21 protein-coding genes are annotated in these 16,963 nt (G+C 54.5%); 14 read left to right on the forward strand and 7 right to left on the reverse strand.

The genetic code is table 11. The features are described from left to right. Positions 1–81 precede the first annotated feature (81 nt). Positions 82–1,704 carry an isovaleryl-CoA dehydrogenase gene (locus tag ACOTZF_RS21085; RefSeq protein ID WP_013095296.1) on the forward strand — a complete coding sequence of 541 codons (1,623 nt, stop codon included), beginning with the start codon at positions 82–84 and terminating at the stop codon, positions 1,702–1,704. Here the strand turns inward: ACOTZF_RS21085 and ACOTZF_RS21090 are convergent. The 3 genes from ACOTZF_RS21090 to bsmA form a co-directional block, all read right to left on the reverse strand. Next, positions 1,701–3,632, reverse strand: coding sequence for a methyl-accepting chemotaxis protein (locus ACOTZF_RS21090; protein WP_029882398.1), 1,932 nt, complete (start codon positions 3,630–3,632; stop codon positions 1,701–1,703). The two genes, ACOTZF_RS21085 and ACOTZF_RS21090, sit on opposite strands and share 4 nt — an antisense overlap. A gap of 170 nt (positions 3,633–3,802) precedes the next feature. After that, positions 3,803–4,090 (reverse strand): DUF1471 family protease activator YjfN, encoded by a 288-nt coding sequence (gene yjfN / locus ACOTZF_RS21095; protein ID WP_013095298.1) that lies wholly within the window; start codon positions 4,088–4,090, stop codon positions 3,803–3,805. 136 nt (positions 4,091–4,226) lie between these two features. Next, positions 4,227–4,556 carry a biofilm peroxide resistance protein BsmA gene (bsmA, locus tag ACOTZF_RS21100; RefSeq protein ID WP_071830088.1) on the reverse strand — a complete coding sequence of 110 codons (330 nt, stop codon included), beginning with the start codon at positions 4,554–4,556 and terminating at the stop codon, positions 4,227–4,229. A gap of 137 nt (positions 4,557–4,693) precedes the next feature. On the opposite strand from bsmA, the gene yjfP reads away from it, so the two are divergent. Next, entirely contained in the window at positions 4,694–5,416 is a 723-nt protein-coding gene (gene yjfP / locus ACOTZF_RS21105) for an esterase (protein ID WP_129252828.1), read from the forward strand. Here the strand turns inward: yjfP and ulaR are convergent. Continuing rightward, positions 5,413–6,168: an HTH-type transcriptional regulator UlaR gene (ulaR, locus tag ACOTZF_RS21110; protein WP_129252830.1), complete on the reverse strand. Its 756-nt coding sequence runs from the start codon at positions 6,166–6,168 to the stop codon at positions 5,413–5,415. The genes yjfP and ulaR overlap by 4 nt on opposite strands. Positions 6,169–6,278: 110 nt before the next feature. Next, positions 6,279–7,343, reverse strand: a complete 1,065-nt coding sequence (gene ulaG, locus ACOTZF_RS21115; protein ID WP_129252832.1) for an L-ascorbate 6-phosphate lactonase — start codon at positions 7,341–7,343, stop codon at positions 6,279–6,281. A gap of 359 nt (positions 7,344–7,702) precedes the next feature. Here ulaG and ulaA point away from each other — a divergent pair, with 359 nt between their 5' ends. Genes ulaA through ACOTZF_RS21145 form a run of 6 tightly spaced genes read left to right on the forward strand, consistent with a single transcriptional unit; the run spans position 7,703 to position 12,111 of the window. Next, entirely contained in the window at positions 7,703–9,103 is a 1,401-nt protein-coding gene (gene ulaA, locus ACOTZF_RS21120; protein WP_058680763.1) for a PTS ascorbate transporter subunit IIC, read from the forward strand. Positions 9,104–9,115: 12 nt separating this feature from the next. After that, positions 9,116–9,421, forward strand: coding sequence for a PTS ascorbate transporter subunit IIB (gene ulaB / locus ACOTZF_RS21125; protein WP_004109091.1), 306 nt, complete (start codon positions 9,116–9,118; stop codon positions 9,419–9,421). Between the two features lie 9 nt (positions 9,422–9,430). Next, a complete protein-coding gene (ulaC, locus tag ACOTZF_RS21130; RefSeq protein WP_013095304.1) occupies positions 9,431–9,898 on the forward strand; it encodes a PTS ascorbate transporter subunit IIA in 468 nt (155 codons plus the stop codon). A 13-nt stretch (positions 9,899–9,911) separates the two neighbouring features. Beyond that, positions 9,912–10,562 carry a 3-keto-L-gulonate-6-phosphate decarboxylase UlaD gene (ulaD, locus tag ACOTZF_RS21135; protein ID WP_013095305.1) on the forward strand — a complete coding sequence of 217 codons (651 nt, stop codon included), beginning with the start codon at positions 9,912–9,914 and terminating at the stop codon, positions 10,560–10,562. 9 nt (positions 10,563–10,571) lie between these two features. Further along, a complete protein-coding gene (locus tag ACOTZF_RS21140) occupies positions 10,572–11,432 on the forward strand; it encodes an L-ribulose-5-phosphate 3-epimerase (protein ID WP_129318067.1) in 861 nt (286 codons plus the stop codon). Then, positions 11,425–12,111, forward strand: a complete 687-nt coding sequence (locus ACOTZF_RS21145; protein WP_013095307.1) for an L-ribulose-5-phosphate 4-epimerase — start codon at positions 11,425–11,427, stop codon at positions 12,109–12,111. Before ACOTZF_RS21140 ends, ACOTZF_RS21145 begins: the two co-directional genes overlap by 8 nt. A gap of 140 nt (positions 12,112–12,251) precedes the next feature. On the opposite strand, the gene yjfY is transcribed toward ACOTZF_RS21145, so the two are convergent. Further along, entirely contained in the window at positions 12,252–12,527 is a 276-nt protein-coding gene (yjfY, locus tag ACOTZF_RS21150) for a DUF1471 family protein YjfY (protein ID WP_013095308.1), read from the reverse strand. A 343-nt stretch (positions 12,528–12,870) separates the two neighbouring features. Between yjfY and rpsF the strand changes: the two genes are divergently transcribed. From rpsF to ACOTZF_RS21175, 5 genes are all read left to right on the forward strand, one after another. Further along, a complete protein-coding gene (gene rpsF / locus ACOTZF_RS21155) occupies positions 12,871–13,266 on the forward strand; it encodes a 30S ribosomal protein S6 (protein ID WP_003856034.1) in 396 nt (131 codons plus the stop codon). Between the two features lie 6 nt (positions 13,267–13,272). Continuing rightward, a complete protein-coding gene (gene priB / locus ACOTZF_RS21160) occupies positions 13,273–13,587 on the forward strand; it encodes a primosomal replication protein N (RefSeq protein ID WP_008502895.1) in 315 nt (104 codons plus the stop codon). Positions 13,588–13,591: 4 nt separating this feature from the next. Next, positions 13,592–13,819, forward strand: a complete 228-nt coding sequence (gene rpsR / locus ACOTZF_RS21165) for a 30S ribosomal protein S18 (RefSeq protein WP_000135199.1) — start codon at positions 13,592–13,594, stop codon at positions 13,817–13,819. A gap of 41 nt (positions 13,820–13,860) precedes the next feature. Then, the gene (gene rplI, locus ACOTZF_RS21170; protein ID WP_008502894.1) at positions 13,861–14,310 is read left to right on the forward strand and encodes a 50S ribosomal protein L9; all 450 of its coding nucleotides are present in this window, start codon (positions 13,861–13,863) and stop codon (positions 14,308–14,310) included. Positions 14,311–14,461: 151 nt separating this feature from the next. Continuing rightward, positions 14,462–15,391 carry a DMT family transporter gene (locus ACOTZF_RS21175; protein WP_129252835.1) on the forward strand — a complete coding sequence of 310 codons (930 nt, stop codon included), beginning with the start codon at positions 14,462–14,464 and terminating at the stop codon, positions 15,389–15,391. A 46-nt stretch (positions 15,392–15,437) separates the two neighbouring features. On the opposite strand, the gene ACOTZF_RS21180 is transcribed toward ACOTZF_RS21175, so the two are convergent. Then, positions 15,438–16,082 (reverse strand): OapA family protein, encoded by a 645-nt coding sequence (locus ACOTZF_RS21180; RefSeq protein WP_023619713.1) that lies wholly within the window; start codon positions 16,080–16,082, stop codon positions 15,438–15,440. A gap of 233 nt (positions 16,083–16,315) precedes the next feature. Between ACOTZF_RS21180 and fklB the strand changes: the two genes are divergently transcribed. Continuing rightward, positions 16,316–16,936, forward strand: a complete 621-nt coding sequence (fklB, locus tag ACOTZF_RS21185; RefSeq protein WP_008502892.1) for an FKBP-type peptidyl-prolyl cis-trans isomerase — start codon at positions 16,316–16,318, stop codon at positions 16,934–16,936. Positions 16,937–16,963: the final 27 nt, after the last annotated feature.

Raw genomic sequence — 16,963 nt, forward strand, 5'->3', positions numbered from 1 at the left:
TACCGTGTGACCTTACTCCCATGCAGCGTGCACAGGGTCTGTCCATACTTATCTTCATTGCCACTGAAGGAGGGAGACAGCATGCACTGGCAAACACATACCGTTTTTAACCAACCCGCACCGCTTTCGAACAGCAACCTTTTTCTCTCTGATTGTGCCCTGCGTGACGCGGTGGCCCGCGAAGGCGCGGAGTGGGATAGCGAGCTGCTGGCCAGTATCGGCCAGCAGTTAGGTACGGCGGAGTCGCTGGAGCTTGGCAGGCTGGCGAACGTCAATCCGCCGGAGTTACTTCGCTATGACCCCACCGGTGAGCGGCTGGATGATGTTCGTTTTCACCCCGCCTGGCATCTTCTGATGCAGGGGCTGTGCGCTAACCGGGTGCATAACCTGGCGTGGGAAGAGGAGGCGCGTAAAGGCTCCTTTGTCGCTCGCGCCGCGCGCTTCGTGTTGCATGCTCAGGTTGAGGCCGGAACGCTGTGCCCCGTGACCATGACGTTTGCCGCCACGCCGCTGCTGCAACAGGCGCTCCCTGAGCCTTTCCAGAACTGGCTCACGCCGCTACTGAGCGATCGTTATGATCCTCACCTTGCCCCTGGAGCCCAAAAGCGCGGCCTGCTGATCGGCATGGGGATGACGGAAAAACAGGGCGGCTCGGACGTGCTCAGCAACACCACTAAAGCGGAAAAGTGCAGCGACGGCAGCTACCGGTTGGTGGGACACAAGTGGTTTTTCTCCGTGCCACAAAGCGATGCGCATCTGGTGCTGGCGCAGGCGAAAGGCGGGTTGTCCTGCTTTTTTGTTCCTCGCTTTTTGCCTGACGGGCAGCGCAACGCCGTGCGCCTGGAGCGGCTGAAAGACAAGCTCGGCAACCGCTCTAACGCCAGCAGTGAAGCGGAGTTTCTGGATGCGTCCGGCTGGCTGTTAGGGGAAGAGGGGGAAGGGGTACGACAGATCCTCCGCATGGGCGGGTTAACGCGTTTTGACTGCGCTCTGGGCAGCCATGGGTTGATGCGTCGGGCATTATCCGTGGCGCTGTACCACGCCCATCAGCGGCAGACGTTCGGGAAAAACCTCATCGATCAGCCGCTGATGCGCGACGTCCTGAGCCGCATGGCGCTGGTGCTGGAGGGGCAAACGGCGCTGCTGTTTCGTCTTGCCCGGGCGTGGGATAAACGCGCCGATCCGCAGGAGGCGGCCTGGGCGCGGCTTTTCACACCAGCCGCGAAATTCAGCGTCTGCAAAGCGGGTATCCCGTTCGTGGCAGAGGCGATGGAGGTGTTGGGCGGCATCGGGTACTGCGAGGAGAGTGAACTCCCCCGTCTGTATCGCGAGATGCCGGTGAACAGCATCTGGGAAGGCTCAGGGAACATCATGTGTCTGGATGTTCTGCGCGTTCTGGCGAAACAGCCGGGTATGTTCGATCTGCTGGCAGAGGATTTTGCGCAGGTGAAAGGTCAGGACAGACACTTCGATCGCAGCTGGCGGCAGCTGCAGCAAAAACTGCGTAAACCGCAGGAGGCGCAGGGGCGGGAGATTGCGCATCAGCTATTCCTGCTGGGCGCCGGAAGCCAGATGCTGCGGCACGCCTCTCCGCCCGTCGCGCAGGCGTGGTGCCGCATGATGCTGGATACCCGTGGCGGCACGCTGATGACAGAGCAGGTTCAAAGCGATCTTCTGCTGCGCGCCACGGGCAGGGTGGGCTAGTTTTTAAGCTGGAACAGGCTCACCAGTTGAGTGAGGTGCGACCCTTTCTCGCGCAGCGATTGTGCGGTTTGCTCGCTGCGCGAGACGCGATCGGCGTTGATGTGGGAGGCTTCACCAATATGGGTCATGGCCAGATTCACCTGACGGATCCCCGCCGACTGTTCGCGGGATGCATGGTTAATCTCGGTCACCAGTTGGTTGATGTTATCGATGTGCGCGATGATGGCATCCATCGCCAGACGCGTCTGCTCTGAGAGCGCATGGCCTTCACTCACCTTGTTCAGCGTGTCGCCAATCAACTGCTCAATCTCTTTCACCGCATTAGCGCTGCGTGCCGCCAGGGCGCGCACTTCCTGCGCGACCACAGCAAACCCTTTTCCGTGTTCGCCGGCGCGTGCTGCTTCAACCGCTGCATTAAGCGCCAGAATGTTAGTCTGGAAAGCAATCGACTCAATCACGCGCGTGATGTCCTCGATGCGCTTTGAGGCGTCGCGAATATCGTCCATGGTGGAGACTGCGTTCGTCACCGTCTCGCCCCCCTGATGCACCGCGCGTGAGGTTTCCCCCACCAGCTGCTGCGTCTGTTCCATATTGGCCGCGTTTTGCTGCACGGTTGCGGCGAGTTGTTCCATACTCGCGGAGGTCTCTTCAACGCTACTGGCCTGTTTGTTGATCTGCTCTGAGATCTCACCGGTATCAGAGGCCAGGGCGTTAGTGCCCAGATGGATCTCGCCTGCGGCCTCGCGTACCTGCAGGACAATCTTTTGCAGACCGCCGCCGATCCCGTTGATGGCGTCGATAAGCTGGCCAACCTCATCCTGGCGGGTAACGGACAGGGTGGCACGCAGATCGCCTGCCGCATATTGTCGGGCAAGGTGAATGACGTTACGCAGCGGACGCGTCAGCATGCGACGAATGATGATGACAAACAGCGCGGCAAACAGGACTGACAGCGCCACGCCTGCCAGCAGGAAGCGATCCCGCATCGTGGTGACGCTTGAGAGCAGCACCGATTTATCCACTTCCCCCACTATGGTCCAGTTCCAGCCTGGCAGCGGCGTGTAGGCCATTTTCAGTATGCGACCATCCTCACTTGTGCGTTCCAGCGTGCCCGGGGTATTGCTCAGCAACTGCTGCTGGGTGGCGCTGTCCCACTCAGGAAGCTGGCCTTCCCGGTTCGAGTGGAAAAGGAACTGTCCGCGCGTTTTACCGTTGCTGCGATCCAGCACGAAGAAGTGTCCGCTGTCACCTAAACGACGATTGAGGATTTTTTCGCGCATCACGTTCCAGGAGTGGGTGATATCCACACCAACAAAAATGATCCCAATGACCTGGCCTTCTGCGTTTTTGAACGGCTGATACTGTGTGATATAGCGCTTGCCGAACAGCAACGCCAGACCTCGATAGACCTCGCCTTTAGTGACGGCCGCATAGGCCGGGCTGGCTGTGTCCAGAACGGTACCCATTGCCCGATCGCCGTTCTCTTTGCGCAGGGAGGTGGCGACACGGACAAAGTCATTACCGCTACGCACAAACAGGGTCGAGATTGCCCCTGTACGCGTCAGGAAGTCGTCAGAAAGTGCATTGTTTTCATGCAGGCCTGTTTCACCCCCTTTCAGAAGGGGAACGCTAAGCCCGTTAATGGTCTGGAGTTGACTGCTGTCGACGCTCAAAGGTTGCGGTAAAAAGGTGGTGAACAGCCGGGTATAGCTCTCGACCTCTTCGCTCAGACTGGTGTTAAACATCTGTACCATATCAACCATACCGGTGGACTGGTTATGCAGGTCTTCTACCGCAAGGGCTTCAAGCTGCTGGCTGGCTTTATGGCTGAGCAGAAAAGTGAAAAGCAGAAACAGCGTGGCGACACTCACGCCGGTAAGAAGCGATAGCTTTGCGCCCAGACCCGCACGGCGAAAAAAAGTGATCATAAATTGCTCATTATTGAAAAGGTATGGCTTTTCAACGGCAGGACAGAGCTAACATTTACTTAAATAATGTAACCAAATGTTATCAAATTGTTTTTAATGGGGTTGAAAGAAGATAAAAAATTTGCAAAAACGAAAAGCCACTAAAAATAAGTGGCTTTTATCGGAGGTGATTAGACGTAGAGAATAGCCTGTACGCGCCAATGATCGCTGCGGTTATCTTCCTGCATCTGAATAATTCGATACCAGGAAGCGCCCTGTTCATCGGCTTTTAGTGCCACGACACGTTCAACATCTTGCGGGCTCCCCGAAATGTTATTGACGGAGATCTGGCCAATTTCATTAAGGCCAGTGACGCAATCAGCACTGGCGAATTCTGCTGACTGTGCAGTCGTGCTCACAAGGCCTACTGAGAGCAACAGAGAGGTCAAAGCAAGAGTTCGTTTCATTGTCAGCTCCATTTCACATTTCTCCGGTATCCGCCGGGCACTCCTTCGCAAATAAACTCACTTCCATTGTCGCGGGCATGGAGTTTATTGTGGACAGGAAAATGTCTATGGACGCAAAGCAGTGTAAATGTCGTTCAAATGAAGATCGTTATTTACGGTACAAAATAGCCTGTGAATACCACTGTCCCGTAATGATGGTTTCATCGATCATAATGATGACGTAATAATCTGCTTTGGCGGCGGCAGCTTGCGCCTTTATTGACTCCTCTGCGTCATCCGGGGATCCGCGAACCAGCGCGGAGACGGTACCCATTCGTTGTAATCCTTCCGTCTGATTACGACGAATCTCCTGCGGATGGTCGGCGACCGGGGGAGCGGGTTGCGGTGTCCCCTGTAGTGCACTACAGCCACTGAGCAGAACCAGCAACAATAAAGTAGCAAACCTGCGCATAACCATATCTCGTTTCCTGATAGCCATAGTGTAGTTGTCTGCGAATTTAGTTTTGGGGGAATGTTCCCGAAGTGTTATCTGGTACGTATATTTCGAATGAAAATATCGTGAAAGCGTAATCCAGTTCTCAACATTATGAATCATTCATCAGCACAGGGTCGACAATGATTGAAATTGAAACTCGCCGCCTCGGCAATCATGAAATATTACACGCTATCCCTGCGGGAAAAAGTGCACACCCGCTGCCTGTTGTGGTTTTTTATCATGGCTTTACTTCATCGAAGCTGGTGTACAGCTACTTTGCGGTGGCGCTGGCGCAGGCCGGTTTTCGGGTAGTGATGCCGGATGCGCCCGATCACGGTGCACGTTTTACCGGTGATGCACAGGTGCGACTGGGGCAGTTCTGGCAGATTTTGCACGGTAGCCTGAGCGAATTTGCCGGGCTGCGCGATGCGCTTTACCAGGCGGGGCTGGTGGCGGATGAACGGCTGTCGGTGGCCGGCGCATCGATGGGGGGAATGACGGCGCTCGGGATCATGGCCCGCCACCCTGAGGTGAGCTCCGTGGCGTGCCTGATGGGCTCGGGCTATTTTACGTCATTGTCAAAAACGCTGTTTCCACCGCAAGACGCGACGGAGATTGATGCGTTGCTGGCCGAATGGGAAGTGACCCGGGCGTTACCGCGTCTGGCCGATCGCCCGTTGCTGTTGTGGCATGGTGACGCGGATGATGTGGTGCCCCCTGGCGAAACCTTCCGTCTCCAGCAGGCACTACAGCGCGAAGGGTTGGACGGCAACCTGACCTGCCTGTGGGAAGCGGGGGTTCGCCACCGTATCACGCCAGCGGCGCTGGACGCGACGGTGGACTTTTTCCGCCAGAATCTTTAAACGCGCAGAATTTTGACGCCCTGATCTTCCAGCTTCTGCAGGATCTCTGGATTGGCATGTTTGCCGGTGATCACCATGTCAATCTGTTCGGCGCGGCTGAACAACATGCCAGCTCGCTCGCCGACTTTGCTGCTGTCGACCAGTACGACGAGCTTGCCCACGACGTTAAGCATATTTTGCTCTGCCATCGCGGTTAACATGTCGGTTTTGTAGAGCCCGTCTGCTGTCAGGCCTTTGCCGCTGGTAAACATCCAGTGCCCGGCATAGAGGCTGTTTTCGCTATCCTGGGGACTGAGGGTAATGGACTGGCTCTTATTATACTGGCCGCCCATGATCACCACGCTTTCATGTTCCTGATCGATAAGATAGTTAGCCAGCGGCAGATAGTTGGTGATGATTTGCACCGGTTTACCGCACATCTCGCGGCCCAGCAGAAATGCCGTGGAGCCGCAGTTGATCACCACGCTCTCACCCGGGTTGACCAGCTGTGATGCGGCTCTGGCAATGCGCACTTTTTCATCGTGGTTTTGCGCCTGATGGATGTTCATCGGCGTCCAGCGCGGGCGCTGCTGGCTGATGGCTTCCGCGCCGTTACGGACTTTTTTCAGCTTACCGCTCTCATCCAGCTTGTTGATATCTCGTCGTGCCGTCGCGGGGGAAATCCCTAAACGTTCGATCACTTTCTCGACGGTGATAAACCCTGTGTGCGCCAGGAGTTCCAGTAATATTTGATGCCGTTGCGCTTCCGTCATGAGCTATTCCGATAAGAATTGATTTGAAAAGATGATATTTGAAATAGCGTGAAATTACTAAAATAAATATGAAATCGCCAGACGCAAGGTCTGGCGATGGGGGTTCACAATCAGAGGAATGACTTGAACGGCAGGTCTGGCTCAATGGTGAAGCAATCATCGAAACCGCGTGGGTAGTGATACTCGAGATTGTCTTTGTCCAGCGGCCAGGTGAACTTGCCGCCTACCTGCCAGATAAATGGCTTGAAGCCATACTTCAGACGGTCTTTTTTCATCTCCCACAATACGCGGATTTCCTGCGGATCGGCCTGGAAGTTTGACCAGATATCGTGGTGGAAAGGAATCACTACTTTGGTGTTCAGTGCTTCCGCCATGCGCAGCATATCGGCGCTGGTCATTTTGTCGGTGATGCCGCGTGGGTTCTCGCCGTAGGAGCCCAGCGCCACGTCAATCTGATGCTCGTTACCATGCTTCGCATAGTAGTTGGAGTAGTGAGAATCACCGCTGTGATACAGGGAACCGCCAGGGGTTTTAAACAGATAGTTCACTGCTCGCTCATCCATGCCGTCTGGCAGGACGCCTGCGGCTTTCTGGTCAGCTGGCAGGGTGATCAGCGCGGTGCGGTCAAAGGCGTCCAGCGCATGGATTTCAATGTCTTTAATTTTCACCACGTCGCCTGGCTTCATGACGATGCAGCGCTCTTTCGGCACGCCCCAGCCAATCCAGAGATCCACGCAGGTCTGCGGCCCGATAAACGGCACGTCGTCCGCGCAGTTTTGCATCACCGCTGCCGCCACGTTTACATCGATGTGATCGTTATGATCGTGGGTGGAAAGGATGGCGTCGATCTGGCGAATGGCAAAAGGATCAAGAACAAACGGCGTGGTACGCAGGTTCGGCTGCAATTTTTCTACACCTGCCATGCGCTGCATCTGATGACCTTTTTTCATCAGTGGATTGCCGTGGCTCTGTTTGCCGGTACCGCACCAGAAATCAACGCAAATATTGGCGCCACCCTCGGATTTCAGCCAGATGCCGGTGCAACCCAGCCACCACATTGCAAACGTACCAGGAGCAACCTGTTCCTGCTCAATCTCTTCATTCAGCCAGCTGCCCCATTCCGGGAAGGTGCTCAGAATCCATGATTCACGGGTGATGGTGTTCACTTTACTCATCGTTTTGACTCCTGGTTTAATCAAAAGTAATCATTTGATGATTTGTTGTGATTAATGCTGGCACTCTTTGAATCGGTTTGCAACGAGTAAATTGAGGAAATTTATCTTCGCCATGTCACAGATAATCCATTTCTACGTTGTTAGAATATCCGCTATCAATGATTAATTCTATGAATTATAAGAAATAATTTATACGCGTGAATCGGTAGTGAAAATCATTACTAACACCATGGAAATAATTTGCGTGATACGTCACAAATAATCAAATGCAATCTTGTGGTGATTATTTGTGATTAATAGAGTGATGGCACCAACCGAACAGGGATTACCCCCTCGTGTTCTCATTTCTGGAGAGAGTTATGGAGATCCTCTACAACGTCTTTACCGTGTTCTTTAATCAGGTAATGACTAACGCCCCGCTTTTGCTGGGTATCGTGACGTGCCTGGGCTACATCCTTCTGCGCAAAAGCGTCAGCGTCATCATCAAAGGCACAATCAAAACCATCATCGGTTTCATGCTGCTGCAGGCGGGTTCAGGCATTCTGACCAGCACCTTTAAGCCTGTGGTTGCGAAGATGTCGGAGGTGTATGGCATCAACGGCGCCATCTCTGACACCTACGCGTCGATGATGGCCACCATTGACCGCATGGGAGATGCCTACAGTTGGGTAGGGTACGCGGTACTGCTCGCGCTGGCGTTGAACATCATTTACGTTCTGCTGCGCCGCATTACCGGCATCCGCACCATCATGCTGACTGGCCACATTATGTTCCAGCAGGCCGGGCTGATTGCGGTGTCTCTCTATATCTTCGGCTACCCCATGTGGACCACGATTATCTGCACCGCCGTGCTGGTATCGCTCTACTGGGGTATCACCTCCAACATGATGTACAAGCCGACGCAGGAGGTCACCGACGGCTGCGGTTTCTCTATCGGCCATCAGCAGCAATTCGCCGCCTGGCTCGCTTACAAGGTCGCACCGTACCTGGGTAAAAAAGAGGACAGCGTAGAAGATCTCAAGCTGCCGGGCTGGCTGAATATCTTCCACGACAACATCGTTTCAACCGCCATTGTGATGACCATCTTCTTCGGCGCCATTCTGCTCTCCTTCGGGATTGATGTGGTGCAGGCGATGGCGGGGAAAACGCACTGGACGGTTTATATCCTGCAGACCGGTTTCTCCTTCGCGGTAGCCATTTTCATCATTACCCAGGGCGTCCGTATGTTTGTTGCCGAACTGTCTGAAGCCTTTAATGGGATCTCCCAACGCCTGATTCCTGGTGCGGTGCTGGCGATTGACTGTGCGGCTATCTACAGCTTTGCGCCAAACGCGGTGGTCTGGGGCTTCATGTGGGGCACCATCGGCCAGTTGATTGCGGTAGGCATTCTGGTCGGCTGCGGCTCATCCATTCTGATTATTCCTGGCTTTATCCCAATGTTCTTCTCCAACGCCACCATTGGCGTCTTTGCTAACCACTTTGGCGGCTGGCGCGCGGCGCTCAAGATCTGTCTGGTGATGGGCATGGTGGAGATCTTCGGTTGCGTGTGGGCGGTCAAGCTCACCGGCATGAACGCTTGGATGGGCATGGCGGACTGGTCAATTCTGGCACCGCCAATGATGCAGGGCTTTGCGTCCGTCGGGCTGGTCTTTATGGCCGTCATCATCCTGATTGCTCTGGCTTATATGTTCTTCGCTGGCCGTTCTCTGCGAGCTGAAGAAGATGCGGAAAAACAAACAGCAGAAGTTTCTGCTCACTAAGGAGTTTCGATTATGACCGTACGTATCCTGGCTGTGTGTGGCAATGGGCAAGGTAGCTCCATGATCATGAAGATGAAAGTGGACCAGTTTTTAACCCAGTCAAACATTGACCACACGGTGAACAGCTGCGCGGTGGGGGAATACAAAAGTGAACTGAACGGCGCCGATATCATCATCGCGTCTACCCATATCGCCGGTGAAATTAGCGTTTCTGGCAACAAGTATGTCGTGGGGGTACGCAACATGCTCTCCCCTGCGGATTTCGGCCCAAAACTGCTGGAAGTGATCAAAGCGCACTTCCCCCAGGACGTGAAGTAAGGACGCCACATGAAACTACGTGATTCGCTGGCAGAGAATAACTCCATCCTTTTACAGGCCGAGGCCAGCACCTGGCAGGAGGCGGTCAAGCTGAGCGTGGATCTGCTGGTTAAGGCTGACGTTGTCGAGCCGCGGTATTACCAGGCCATTCTTGATGGTGTGGCGCAGCATGGTCCTTATTTTGTCATCGCGCCAGGCCTTGCAATGCCACACGGTCGCCCGGAAGAGGGCGTGAAGAAAACCGGCTTCGCGCTGGTAACGCTGAAAACGCCTTTGGTGTTTAACCATGAAGATAACGACCCGGTCGACATCCTGATCACCATGGCGGCCGTCGATGCCAATACCCATCAGGAGGTTGGCATCATGCAGATCGTTAACCTGTTTGATGACGAAGCGAATTTTGATCGTTTACGCGCCTGCCGCACCGAGCAGGAAGTGCTGGATTTAATTGATAACGCCACAGCGGCGGCAGTTTAAGAAGGAATTGAAAATGTCATTACCAATGTTGCAGGTCGCGCTGGATAACCAGACTCTGTCCGATGCGTATGAAACCACCCGCTTGATTGCGGAAGAGGTGGATATTATCGAAGTTGGCACCATTCTGTGCGTAGGCGAAGGCGTGCGCGCCGTTCGCGATCTGAAAGCGCTCTACCCGCATAAAATCGTGCTGGCCGATGCCAAGATTGCCGATGCAGGCAAAATTCTCTCCCGCATGTGTTTTGAAGCCAATGCCGACTGGGTCACTGTGATCTGCTGTGCAGATATCAACACCGCGAAAGGCGCGCTGGATGTGGCGAAAGAGTTCAACGGCGATGTGCAGATTGAACTGACCGGTTTCTGGACCTGGGAACAGGCCCAGGCGTGGCGCGATGCTGGCATTCAGCAGGTCGTTTATCACCGCAGCCGTGATGCGCAGGCCGCCGGCGTGGCGTGGGGAGATGCGGATATCAGCGCCATTAAACGTCTTGCTGACATGGGCTTTAAAGTGACCGTTACCGGTGGCCTGGCACTGGAAGATCTGCCGCTGTTTAAAGGTATCCCTATTCACGTCTTTATCGCGGGTCGCAGCATTCGTGATGCCGCGTCTCCGGTGGAAGCGGCACGTCAGTTCAAACGTTCAATCGCTCAGCTTTGGGGCTAAGGAGCGGGTATGTTGTCTAAACAGGTCCCGCTTGGCATCTATGAAAAGGCACTCCCTGCGGGGGAGTGCTGGCAGGAGCGGCTGAAACTGGCGAAACAGTTGGGCTTCGATTTTGTCGAAATGTCCGTGGATGAGACCGATGAACGTCTTTCTCGCCTCGACTGGAGCCAGGAGCAGCGTCTGGCGCTGGTGAGTGCGGTCGCCGAAACGGGCGTACGCGTGCCGTCTATGTGCCTCAGTGCCCACCGTCGTTTTCCGCTTGGCAGTGAAGATGATACGGTGCGCGCGCAGGGGCTGGAGATCATGCGTAAAGCCATTCGTTTTGCGCAGGATGTGGGTATTCGCGTGATACAGCTTGCCGGGTATGACGTTTACTATCAGGAAGCCAATGACGAAACGCGTCGTCGTTTTCGTGATGGCCTGAAAGAGAGCGTTGAAATGGCTAGCCGCGCGCAGGTGACGCTGGCGATGGAGATCATGGACTATCCGTTAATGAACTCGATCAGCAAGGCGCTGGGCTACGCGCATTACCTGAACAATCCGTGGTTCCAGCTCTATCCTGATATCGGCAACCTGTCGGCGTGGGATAACGACGTACAAATGGAACTGCTGGCGGGGATGGGCCATATCGTCGCGGTTCATGTCAAAGATACGCGTCCTGGGGTATTCAAAAACGTTCCGTTCGGCACCGGGGTGGTGGATTTCGAACGGTGCTTCCAGACGCTCAAACAGGCGGGGTATTGCGGACCTTACCTGATTGAGATGTGGAGCGAAACGTCAGATGACCCGGCAGGTGAAGTGGCTAACGCTCGCGACTGGGTACGGGAACGTATGGCACGGGCCGGCTTACTGGAGGCTGAATATGCTTAAGCTTAAGCAGCAGGTCTTTGACGCTAATATGGATCTCCCGCGCTATGGGTTGGTGACCTTCACCTGGGGAAACGTCAGTGCTATCGACCGAGAGCAAGGGCTCGTGGTGATTAAGCCTAGCGGCGTGGCATATGACGCCATGAGCCCTGACGATATGGTGGTGGTTGATCTTGAGGGTAACGTTGTCGACGGCAAATGGCGCCCTTCTTCAGATACAGCCACCCATCTGGCGCTCTACCGGCGTTACCCTTCTCTGGGCGGCGTAGTGCATACGCACTCTACGCATGCCACAGCCTGGGCACAGGCGGGGCGGGCCATTCCGGCTCTGGGAACCACGCATGCGGACTACTTCTTTGGTGACATTCCGTGCACGCGGGCACTCACGCAGACAGAAGTGGAAGGCGAGTACGAGCTCAACACCGGCAACGTCATTATCGAAACGCTGGGTGAGAGCGAACCGCTGCATACGCCGGGCATTGTGGTCTATCAGCACGGTCCGTTCGCCTGGGGAAAAGATGCGCATGACGCTGTCCATAACGCGGTAGTCATGGAGGAGGTGGCACGTATGGCGTGGATCGCTCGTGGCATCAACCCACAGCTTCAGGGCATTGATGATTACCTGATGAACAAGCATTTCATGCGCAAGCACGGTCCAAACGCCTATTACGGGCAGAAGTGAATAAGTGCTCTGGAATACCGAAAACAGTTGTAACCGGTGGTATTTCAGAGCCATTCATAAAAAAAAGCCCCCGGGCAGGGGGCAAGTAAAACGATGGCTATATTCTTTTTGTTGGCTTTCCTGGTGCTAGCGTCAAAGCGTTATCGGTAAATATCTGCACTGGCGTGCATGTTGCCGTTGCTGCCGGGCTCACGCATCAGAATAACGTGGTAGTAATTTGCCCCCTGAGCATCGGTTTCTTTATTAAGCGCCTGATCTGCTTCGCTCTCTGTGGCGAAATGGTGATTGATGTAAATAACGCCTAAGCTCTGCACATCATCCATGTTTCTGGCCTGTCGGCTGTCTATCTTGATGGCTGCCATCGCGTTTGCACTGAGCAAAAGCGCAGCCATTACGGCAATTGCGATTTTTTTCATGATATGCGCTCCACGACTGCGTGCTGTGAGACGGTTGTTTGCTCCCCTCCGGTATTTATATGGTCTCTGATTAAAGTGTAATCACTTATCCGGCGAGGATGCGTGACCATTTCTGATGCAGTTGTTCAAAAAAACAACGCTTCCTGATGTGGTTAATTTTAAATCACCCACTTAGACCAGCTTTGCGGTTTGTGCGAATTATTTGTGCAATCAGCTTGAGTTTCCTGGGGGGCGCAAGTATTATGACGCGTCAATTTTTCAGCCGACCTTTAACACGTTCCTTGCCTCCCCGGGCCTCGGCTGACCCAGACAGGAGGCTGAATAATCCGTAAGGAGCAATTCGATGCGTCATTACGAAATCGTTTTTATGGTCCATCCTGACCAGAGCGAACAGGTTCCGGGTATGATCGAGCGTTACTCTGCTGCCATCACTGGTGCAGAAGGTACGATCCACCGTCTGGAAGACTGGGGCCGCCGTCAGCTGGCTTACCCGATCAACAAACTGCACAAAGCACACTACGTTCTGATGAACGTTGAAGCTCCGCAGGAAGTGATCGATGAGCTGGAAACTACCTTCCGCTTCAACGATGCCGTTATCCGCAGCATGGTTATGCGTACCAAACACGCAGTTACCGAAGCATCTCCGATGGTTAAAGCGAAAGACGAGCGCCGTGAGCGTCGCGATGATTTCGCAAACGAAACCGCAGATGATTCTGATGCTGGGGATTCTGAAGAGTAATTTCTGATGACCAACCGTCTGGCGTTGTCCGGCATCGTATGCAGGGCTCCCCTTCGAAAGGTCAGTCCATCAGGAATTCCGCATTGCCAGTTCGTGCTTGAGCATCGTTCTGTGCAAGAGGAAGCCGGGTTTCACCGGCAGGCGTGGTGCCAAATGCCCGTTATCATTAGCGGACACGAAAACCAGGCCATTACTCACAGTTTAACGGTCGGTAGTGCAGTAATCGTTCAGGGGTTCATCTCTTGCCACAAGGCAAAGAACGGTCTGAGCAAAATGGTTCTGCATGCCGAGCAGATTGATTTGATAGATTCTGGAGACTAGCCATATGGCACGTTATTTCCGTCGTCGCAAGTTCTGCCGTTTCACCGCGGAAGGCGTTCAAGAGATCGACTATAAAGATATCGCAACGCTGAAAAACTACATCACCGAAAGCGGTAAGATTGTCCCAAGCCGTATCACCGGTACTCGTGCAAAATACCAGCGTCAGCTGGCTCGCGCTATCAAACGCGCTCGCTACCTGTCTCTGCTGCCGTACACTGATCGTCATCAGTAATCGGGCACGGTCCATTAATACGACTTTAAGAGGATAAGGTAATGCAAGTTATTCTGCTTGATAAAGTAGCAAACCTGGGCAGCCTGGGTGATCAGGTAAACGTTAAAGCGGGCTACGCTCGTAACTTCCTGGTTCCACAGGGCAAAGCTGTTCCTGCTACCAAGAAAAACGTAGAGTTTTTCGAAGCACGTCGTGCTGAACTGGAAGCCAAACTGGCTGACGTTCTGGCGGCTGCTAACGCTCGCGCTGAAGCAATCAACGCACTGGGCACTGTTACCATCGCTTCCAAAGCTGGCGACGAAGGTAAACTGTTCGGTTCCATCGGTACCCGCGATATCGCTGATGCAGTTTCTGCAGCAGGCGTTAAAGTGGCTAAGAGCGAAGTTCGTCTGCCGAACGGCGTTCTGCGTACCACTGGTGAGCACGAAGTTGACTTCCAGGTTCACAGCGAAGTGTTCGCTAAACTGGTTGTTAACGTTGTAGCTGAGTAATTTTTTACTCTGCTCGCGTCGAAGCGCCGGCCTTGTGCCGGCGTTTTGCTTTTTAAAGCCTGACGAACCTCTCTTTTAGCTTGTATGGTCGCGATTCCTGACGCATTCTCTGATAATAAAATGAAACGCAATTTTATCTTTGAGATTTGCCATGGAAACCGCTCTGTCTACGCCTGTCTTTGCCCGTCGCAATGTGGCCTACGCCTGCGCCACACTCTGCTGTCTGCTCTGGGGTAGCTCTTACCCGGCCATTAAAAGTGGCTATGAACTCTTTCAGATCGCAACCGATGATATCCCGTCAAAAGTCGTCTTTGCCGGATACCGTTTTCTGTTTGCCGGAGCACTGCTGCTGCTGTTTGCGCTGGTACAGCGTAAACCCATCGCCAGGCTCACGCCCACGCAGTTTGGCCAGCTTACGATCCTGGGACTGACGCAGACCACCATTCAGTACACCTTCTTTTATATCGGGCTGGCATACACCACGGGCGTTAATGGCTCGATCATGAACGCCACCGGCACCTTCTTCAGCGTACTGCTGGCGCATTTTATCTACCACAACGACAAGCTCAGCTATAACAAAACGCTGGGCTGTATTCTGGGGTTTGCCGGGGTGATGCTGGTGAATTTCCACAGTGGTATTCGTGATTTCCGCTTTGTCTGGAATGGTGACGGGTTTGTGGTGCTGGCGGCGTTCATCCTCTCCGCCGCCACGCTTTACGGCAAACGGATTTCCCAGACGGTTGATCCCACAGTGATGACCGGCTGGCAGCTAGGCATTGGTGGTCTTGCGCTGGTGGTAGGGGGATATGCAACGGGCGGGACGCTGGAGGTGCATAGCCTTACCGCGGTGGCGGTATTAGGGTATCTGACGTTGCTCTCATCCGTCGCCTTCGCCCTGTGGAGCGCGCTACTGAAAGTGAACCGCGTTAGTATGATTGCCCCGTTCAACTTTGTGATTCCCGTCGCCGGGACGGTACTGTCCGCTATTTTCCTCGGCGAAAACATCCTTGAGATTAAATACGCGATTGCGCTGGTGCTGGTCTGCTCGGGGATCTGGTGGGTGAATAAACGGAGTGCCTGAGAACAAAAGTGCCGGGTGGCGGCTTCGCCTTACCCGGCCTACGCCATTACCGTGCTCTGATAAAACTGCCGTCTGGCTGGCGGGTAAACAGCACCTGTTGGCCATTACCCGTATCAATCGTTAGCCCGGTGACCACGCCGCTGGCATTCTGGCGGATCTGCACCATCTGGCCGTTCTGCAGGTTACTGAGCGGCTTACCCGCACCTTCTACCTGAGCCATCGCATAGACATCGGTTGGCGGCAGGTTATGGTCGCGGAACAGCTGAGCAAGCGTTTTGCCCGCCTCCACGCGGTAGGAACGCCATTGCTGCTCAATGCCGGTTGGCTGCTGCGTCTGCGGTTCAGACGGGGCTGCGGCCTGCTCCTGCGGCTGTTCTTCCTGAATAGGCTCTGGCTCAACCGGTGCAACCTGTCCCGGATCGTTAGACGGCGTCACAAGCTGTGTCTGCATGGGTTGCGTGTCAGGCTGCGGGCGCGTTTGCGACTGAAGATCCAGTTGCGCATTGCGGGTAACCGGTGCGGTATCGACATCATCGCCGCCAGAAGGGAGCAGGAAACCGACGATCACCAGCAGCGCGCCTATGATAATCCCTCTGCGATGCAGAGGAGGTAGCGGGTCCATAATGCGAAAATTGTCCGGCGCATGCCAGATTTTCGCCAGGGTAGGTTTCAGTTCAAATCGCCCGGGCATGGCTCTCCTCCTGCTCCGCGTCTTTTTTATCCTGTGCTCCGAAGTATAGTTCGCTAACTGCCTGAACGGCGTAGCAAACCCGACATCCGTGACATCCATTCGGGATTAATCCTGGTTACCTCTATTGTTTCTGTTTCGTCGCAGTTTGTCACCTTAACTTCAGACAAAGTTTTACCCATAAGGGCATGGCTGCTATGCTGCCCGCTACTTTAAATGTGATGGAAGGAAAACCCATGACCACCCCGACTTTTGACACTATCGAAGCGCAGGCAAGTTACGGTATCGGCTTGCAGGTAGGACAGCAACTGAGCGAATCCGGCCTGGAAGGTCTGTTACCAGAAGCGCTGGTGGCGGGTATCGCTGACGCGCTGGAAGGCAAACAGCCAGCCGTTCCGGTTGATGTTGTGCACCGTGCGCTGCGTGAAATCCACGAACGTGCGGACGCTGTGCGTCGCGCGCGCTTCGAAGAGATGGCGGCAGAAGGTGTGAAATATCTGGAAGAGAACCGTGAGCGTGAAGGCGTGAACAGCACCGAGTCTGGCCTGCAGTTCCGCGTGATCAACCAGGGCGACGGCGCTATCCCGGCACGCACTGACCACGTTCGCGTGCACTACACTGGTAAACTGATCGACGGTACCGTGTTCGACAGCTCTGTTGCACGCGGCGAACCGGCTGAATTCCCGGTTAACGGCGTTATCGCAGGCTGGATTGAGGCTCTGACCCTGATGCCAGTCGGCTCCAAATGGGAACTGACTATCCCACACAACCTGGCGTACGGTGAGCGTGGCGCTGGCGCGTCCATCCCACCATTCAGCACCCTGGTGTTTGAAGTCGAGCTGCTGGAAATCCTGTAATCGGCTTTTCTTATTTCCTCTCTCCGT

It is taken from the genome of Enterobacter cloacae complex sp. SHL021 (genome assembly GCF_049237765.1).
Classification (GTDB): Bacteria; Pseudomonadota; Gammaproteobacteria; order Enterobacterales; family Enterobacteriaceae; genus Enterobacter; species Enterobacter cloacae.

Excerpts from the sequence above, each read along its gene's own strand:
- yjfN (WP_013095298.1), bottom strand. The coding sequence starts at position 4,090 with ATGGAGCTGACAATGAAACGAACTCTTGCTTTGACCTCTCTGTTGCTC.
- ulaB (WP_004109091.1), top strand. The coding sequence starts at position 9,116 with ATGACCGTACGTATCCTGGCTGTGTGTGGCAATGGGCAAGGTAGCTCC.
- ulaR (WP_129252830.1), bottom strand. The coding sequence starts at position 6,168 with ATGACGGAAGCGCAACGGCATCAAATATTACTGGAACTCCTGGCGCAC.
- rplI (WP_008502894.1), top strand. The coding sequence starts at position 13,861 with ATGCAAGTTATTCTGCTTGATAAAGTAGCAAACCTGGGCAGCCTGGGT.
- ACOTZF_RS21145 (WP_013095307.1), top strand. The coding sequence starts at position 11,425 with ATGCTTAAGCTTAAGCAGCAGGTCTTTGACGCTAATATGGATCTCCCG.
- yjfY (WP_013095308.1), bottom strand. The coding sequence starts at position 12,527 with ATGAAAAAAATCGCAATTGCCGTAATGGCTGCGCTTTTGCTCAGTGCA.
- ACOTZF_RS21090 (WP_029882398.1), bottom strand. The coding sequence starts at position 3,632 with ATGATCACTTTTTTTCGCCGTGCGGGTCTGGGCGCAAAGCTATCGCTT.
- ulaC (WP_013095304.1), top strand. The coding sequence starts at position 9,431 with ATGAAACTACGTGATTCGCTGGCAGAGAATAACTCCATCCTTTTACAG.
- ulaD (WP_013095305.1), top strand. The coding sequence starts at position 9,912 with ATGTCATTACCAATGTTGCAGGTCGCGCTGGATAACCAGACTCTGTCC.
- rpsF (WP_003856034.1), top strand. The coding sequence starts at position 12,871 with ATGCGTCATTACGAAATCGTTTTTATGGTCCATCCTGACCAGAGCGAA.
- rpsR (WP_000135199.1), top strand. The coding sequence starts at position 13,592 with ATGGCACGTTATTTCCGTCGTCGCAAGTTCTGCCGTTTCACCGCGGAA.
- ACOTZF_RS21140 (WP_129318067.1), top strand. The coding sequence starts at position 10,572 with ATGTTGTCTAAACAGGTCCCGCTTGGCATCTATGAAAAGGCACTCCCT.
- priB (WP_008502895.1), top strand. The coding sequence starts at position 13,273 with ATGACCAACCGTCTGGCGTTGTCCGGCATCGTATGCAGGGCTCCCCTT.
- ACOTZF_RS21175 (WP_129252835.1), top strand. The coding sequence starts at position 14,462 with ATGGAAACCGCTCTGTCTACGCCTGTCTTTGCCCGTCGCAATGTGGCC.
- ACOTZF_RS21085 (WP_013095296.1), top strand. The coding sequence starts at position 82 with ATGCACTGGCAAACACATACCGTTTTTAACCAACCCGCACCGCTTTCG.
- yjfP (WP_129252828.1), top strand. The coding sequence starts at position 4,694 with ATGATTGAAATTGAAACTCGCCGCCTCGGCAATCATGAAATATTACAC.
- ACOTZF_RS21180 (WP_023619713.1), bottom strand. The coding sequence starts at position 16,082 with ATGCCCGGGCGATTTGAACTGAAACCTACCCTGGCGAAAATCTGGCAT.
- fklB (WP_008502892.1), top strand. The coding sequence starts at position 16,316 with ATGACCACCCCGACTTTTGACACTATCGAAGCGCAGGCAAGTTACGGT.
- ulaA (WP_058680763.1), top strand. The coding sequence starts at position 7,703 with ATGGAGATCCTCTACAACGTCTTTACCGTGTTCTTTAATCAGGTAATG.
- bsmA (WP_071830088.1), bottom strand. The coding sequence starts at position 4,556 with ATGGCTATCAGGAAACGAGATATGGTTATGCGCAGGTTTGCTACTTTA.
- ulaG (WP_129252832.1), bottom strand. The coding sequence starts at position 7,343 with ATGAGTAAAGTGAACACCATCACCCGTGAATCATGGATTCTGAGCACC.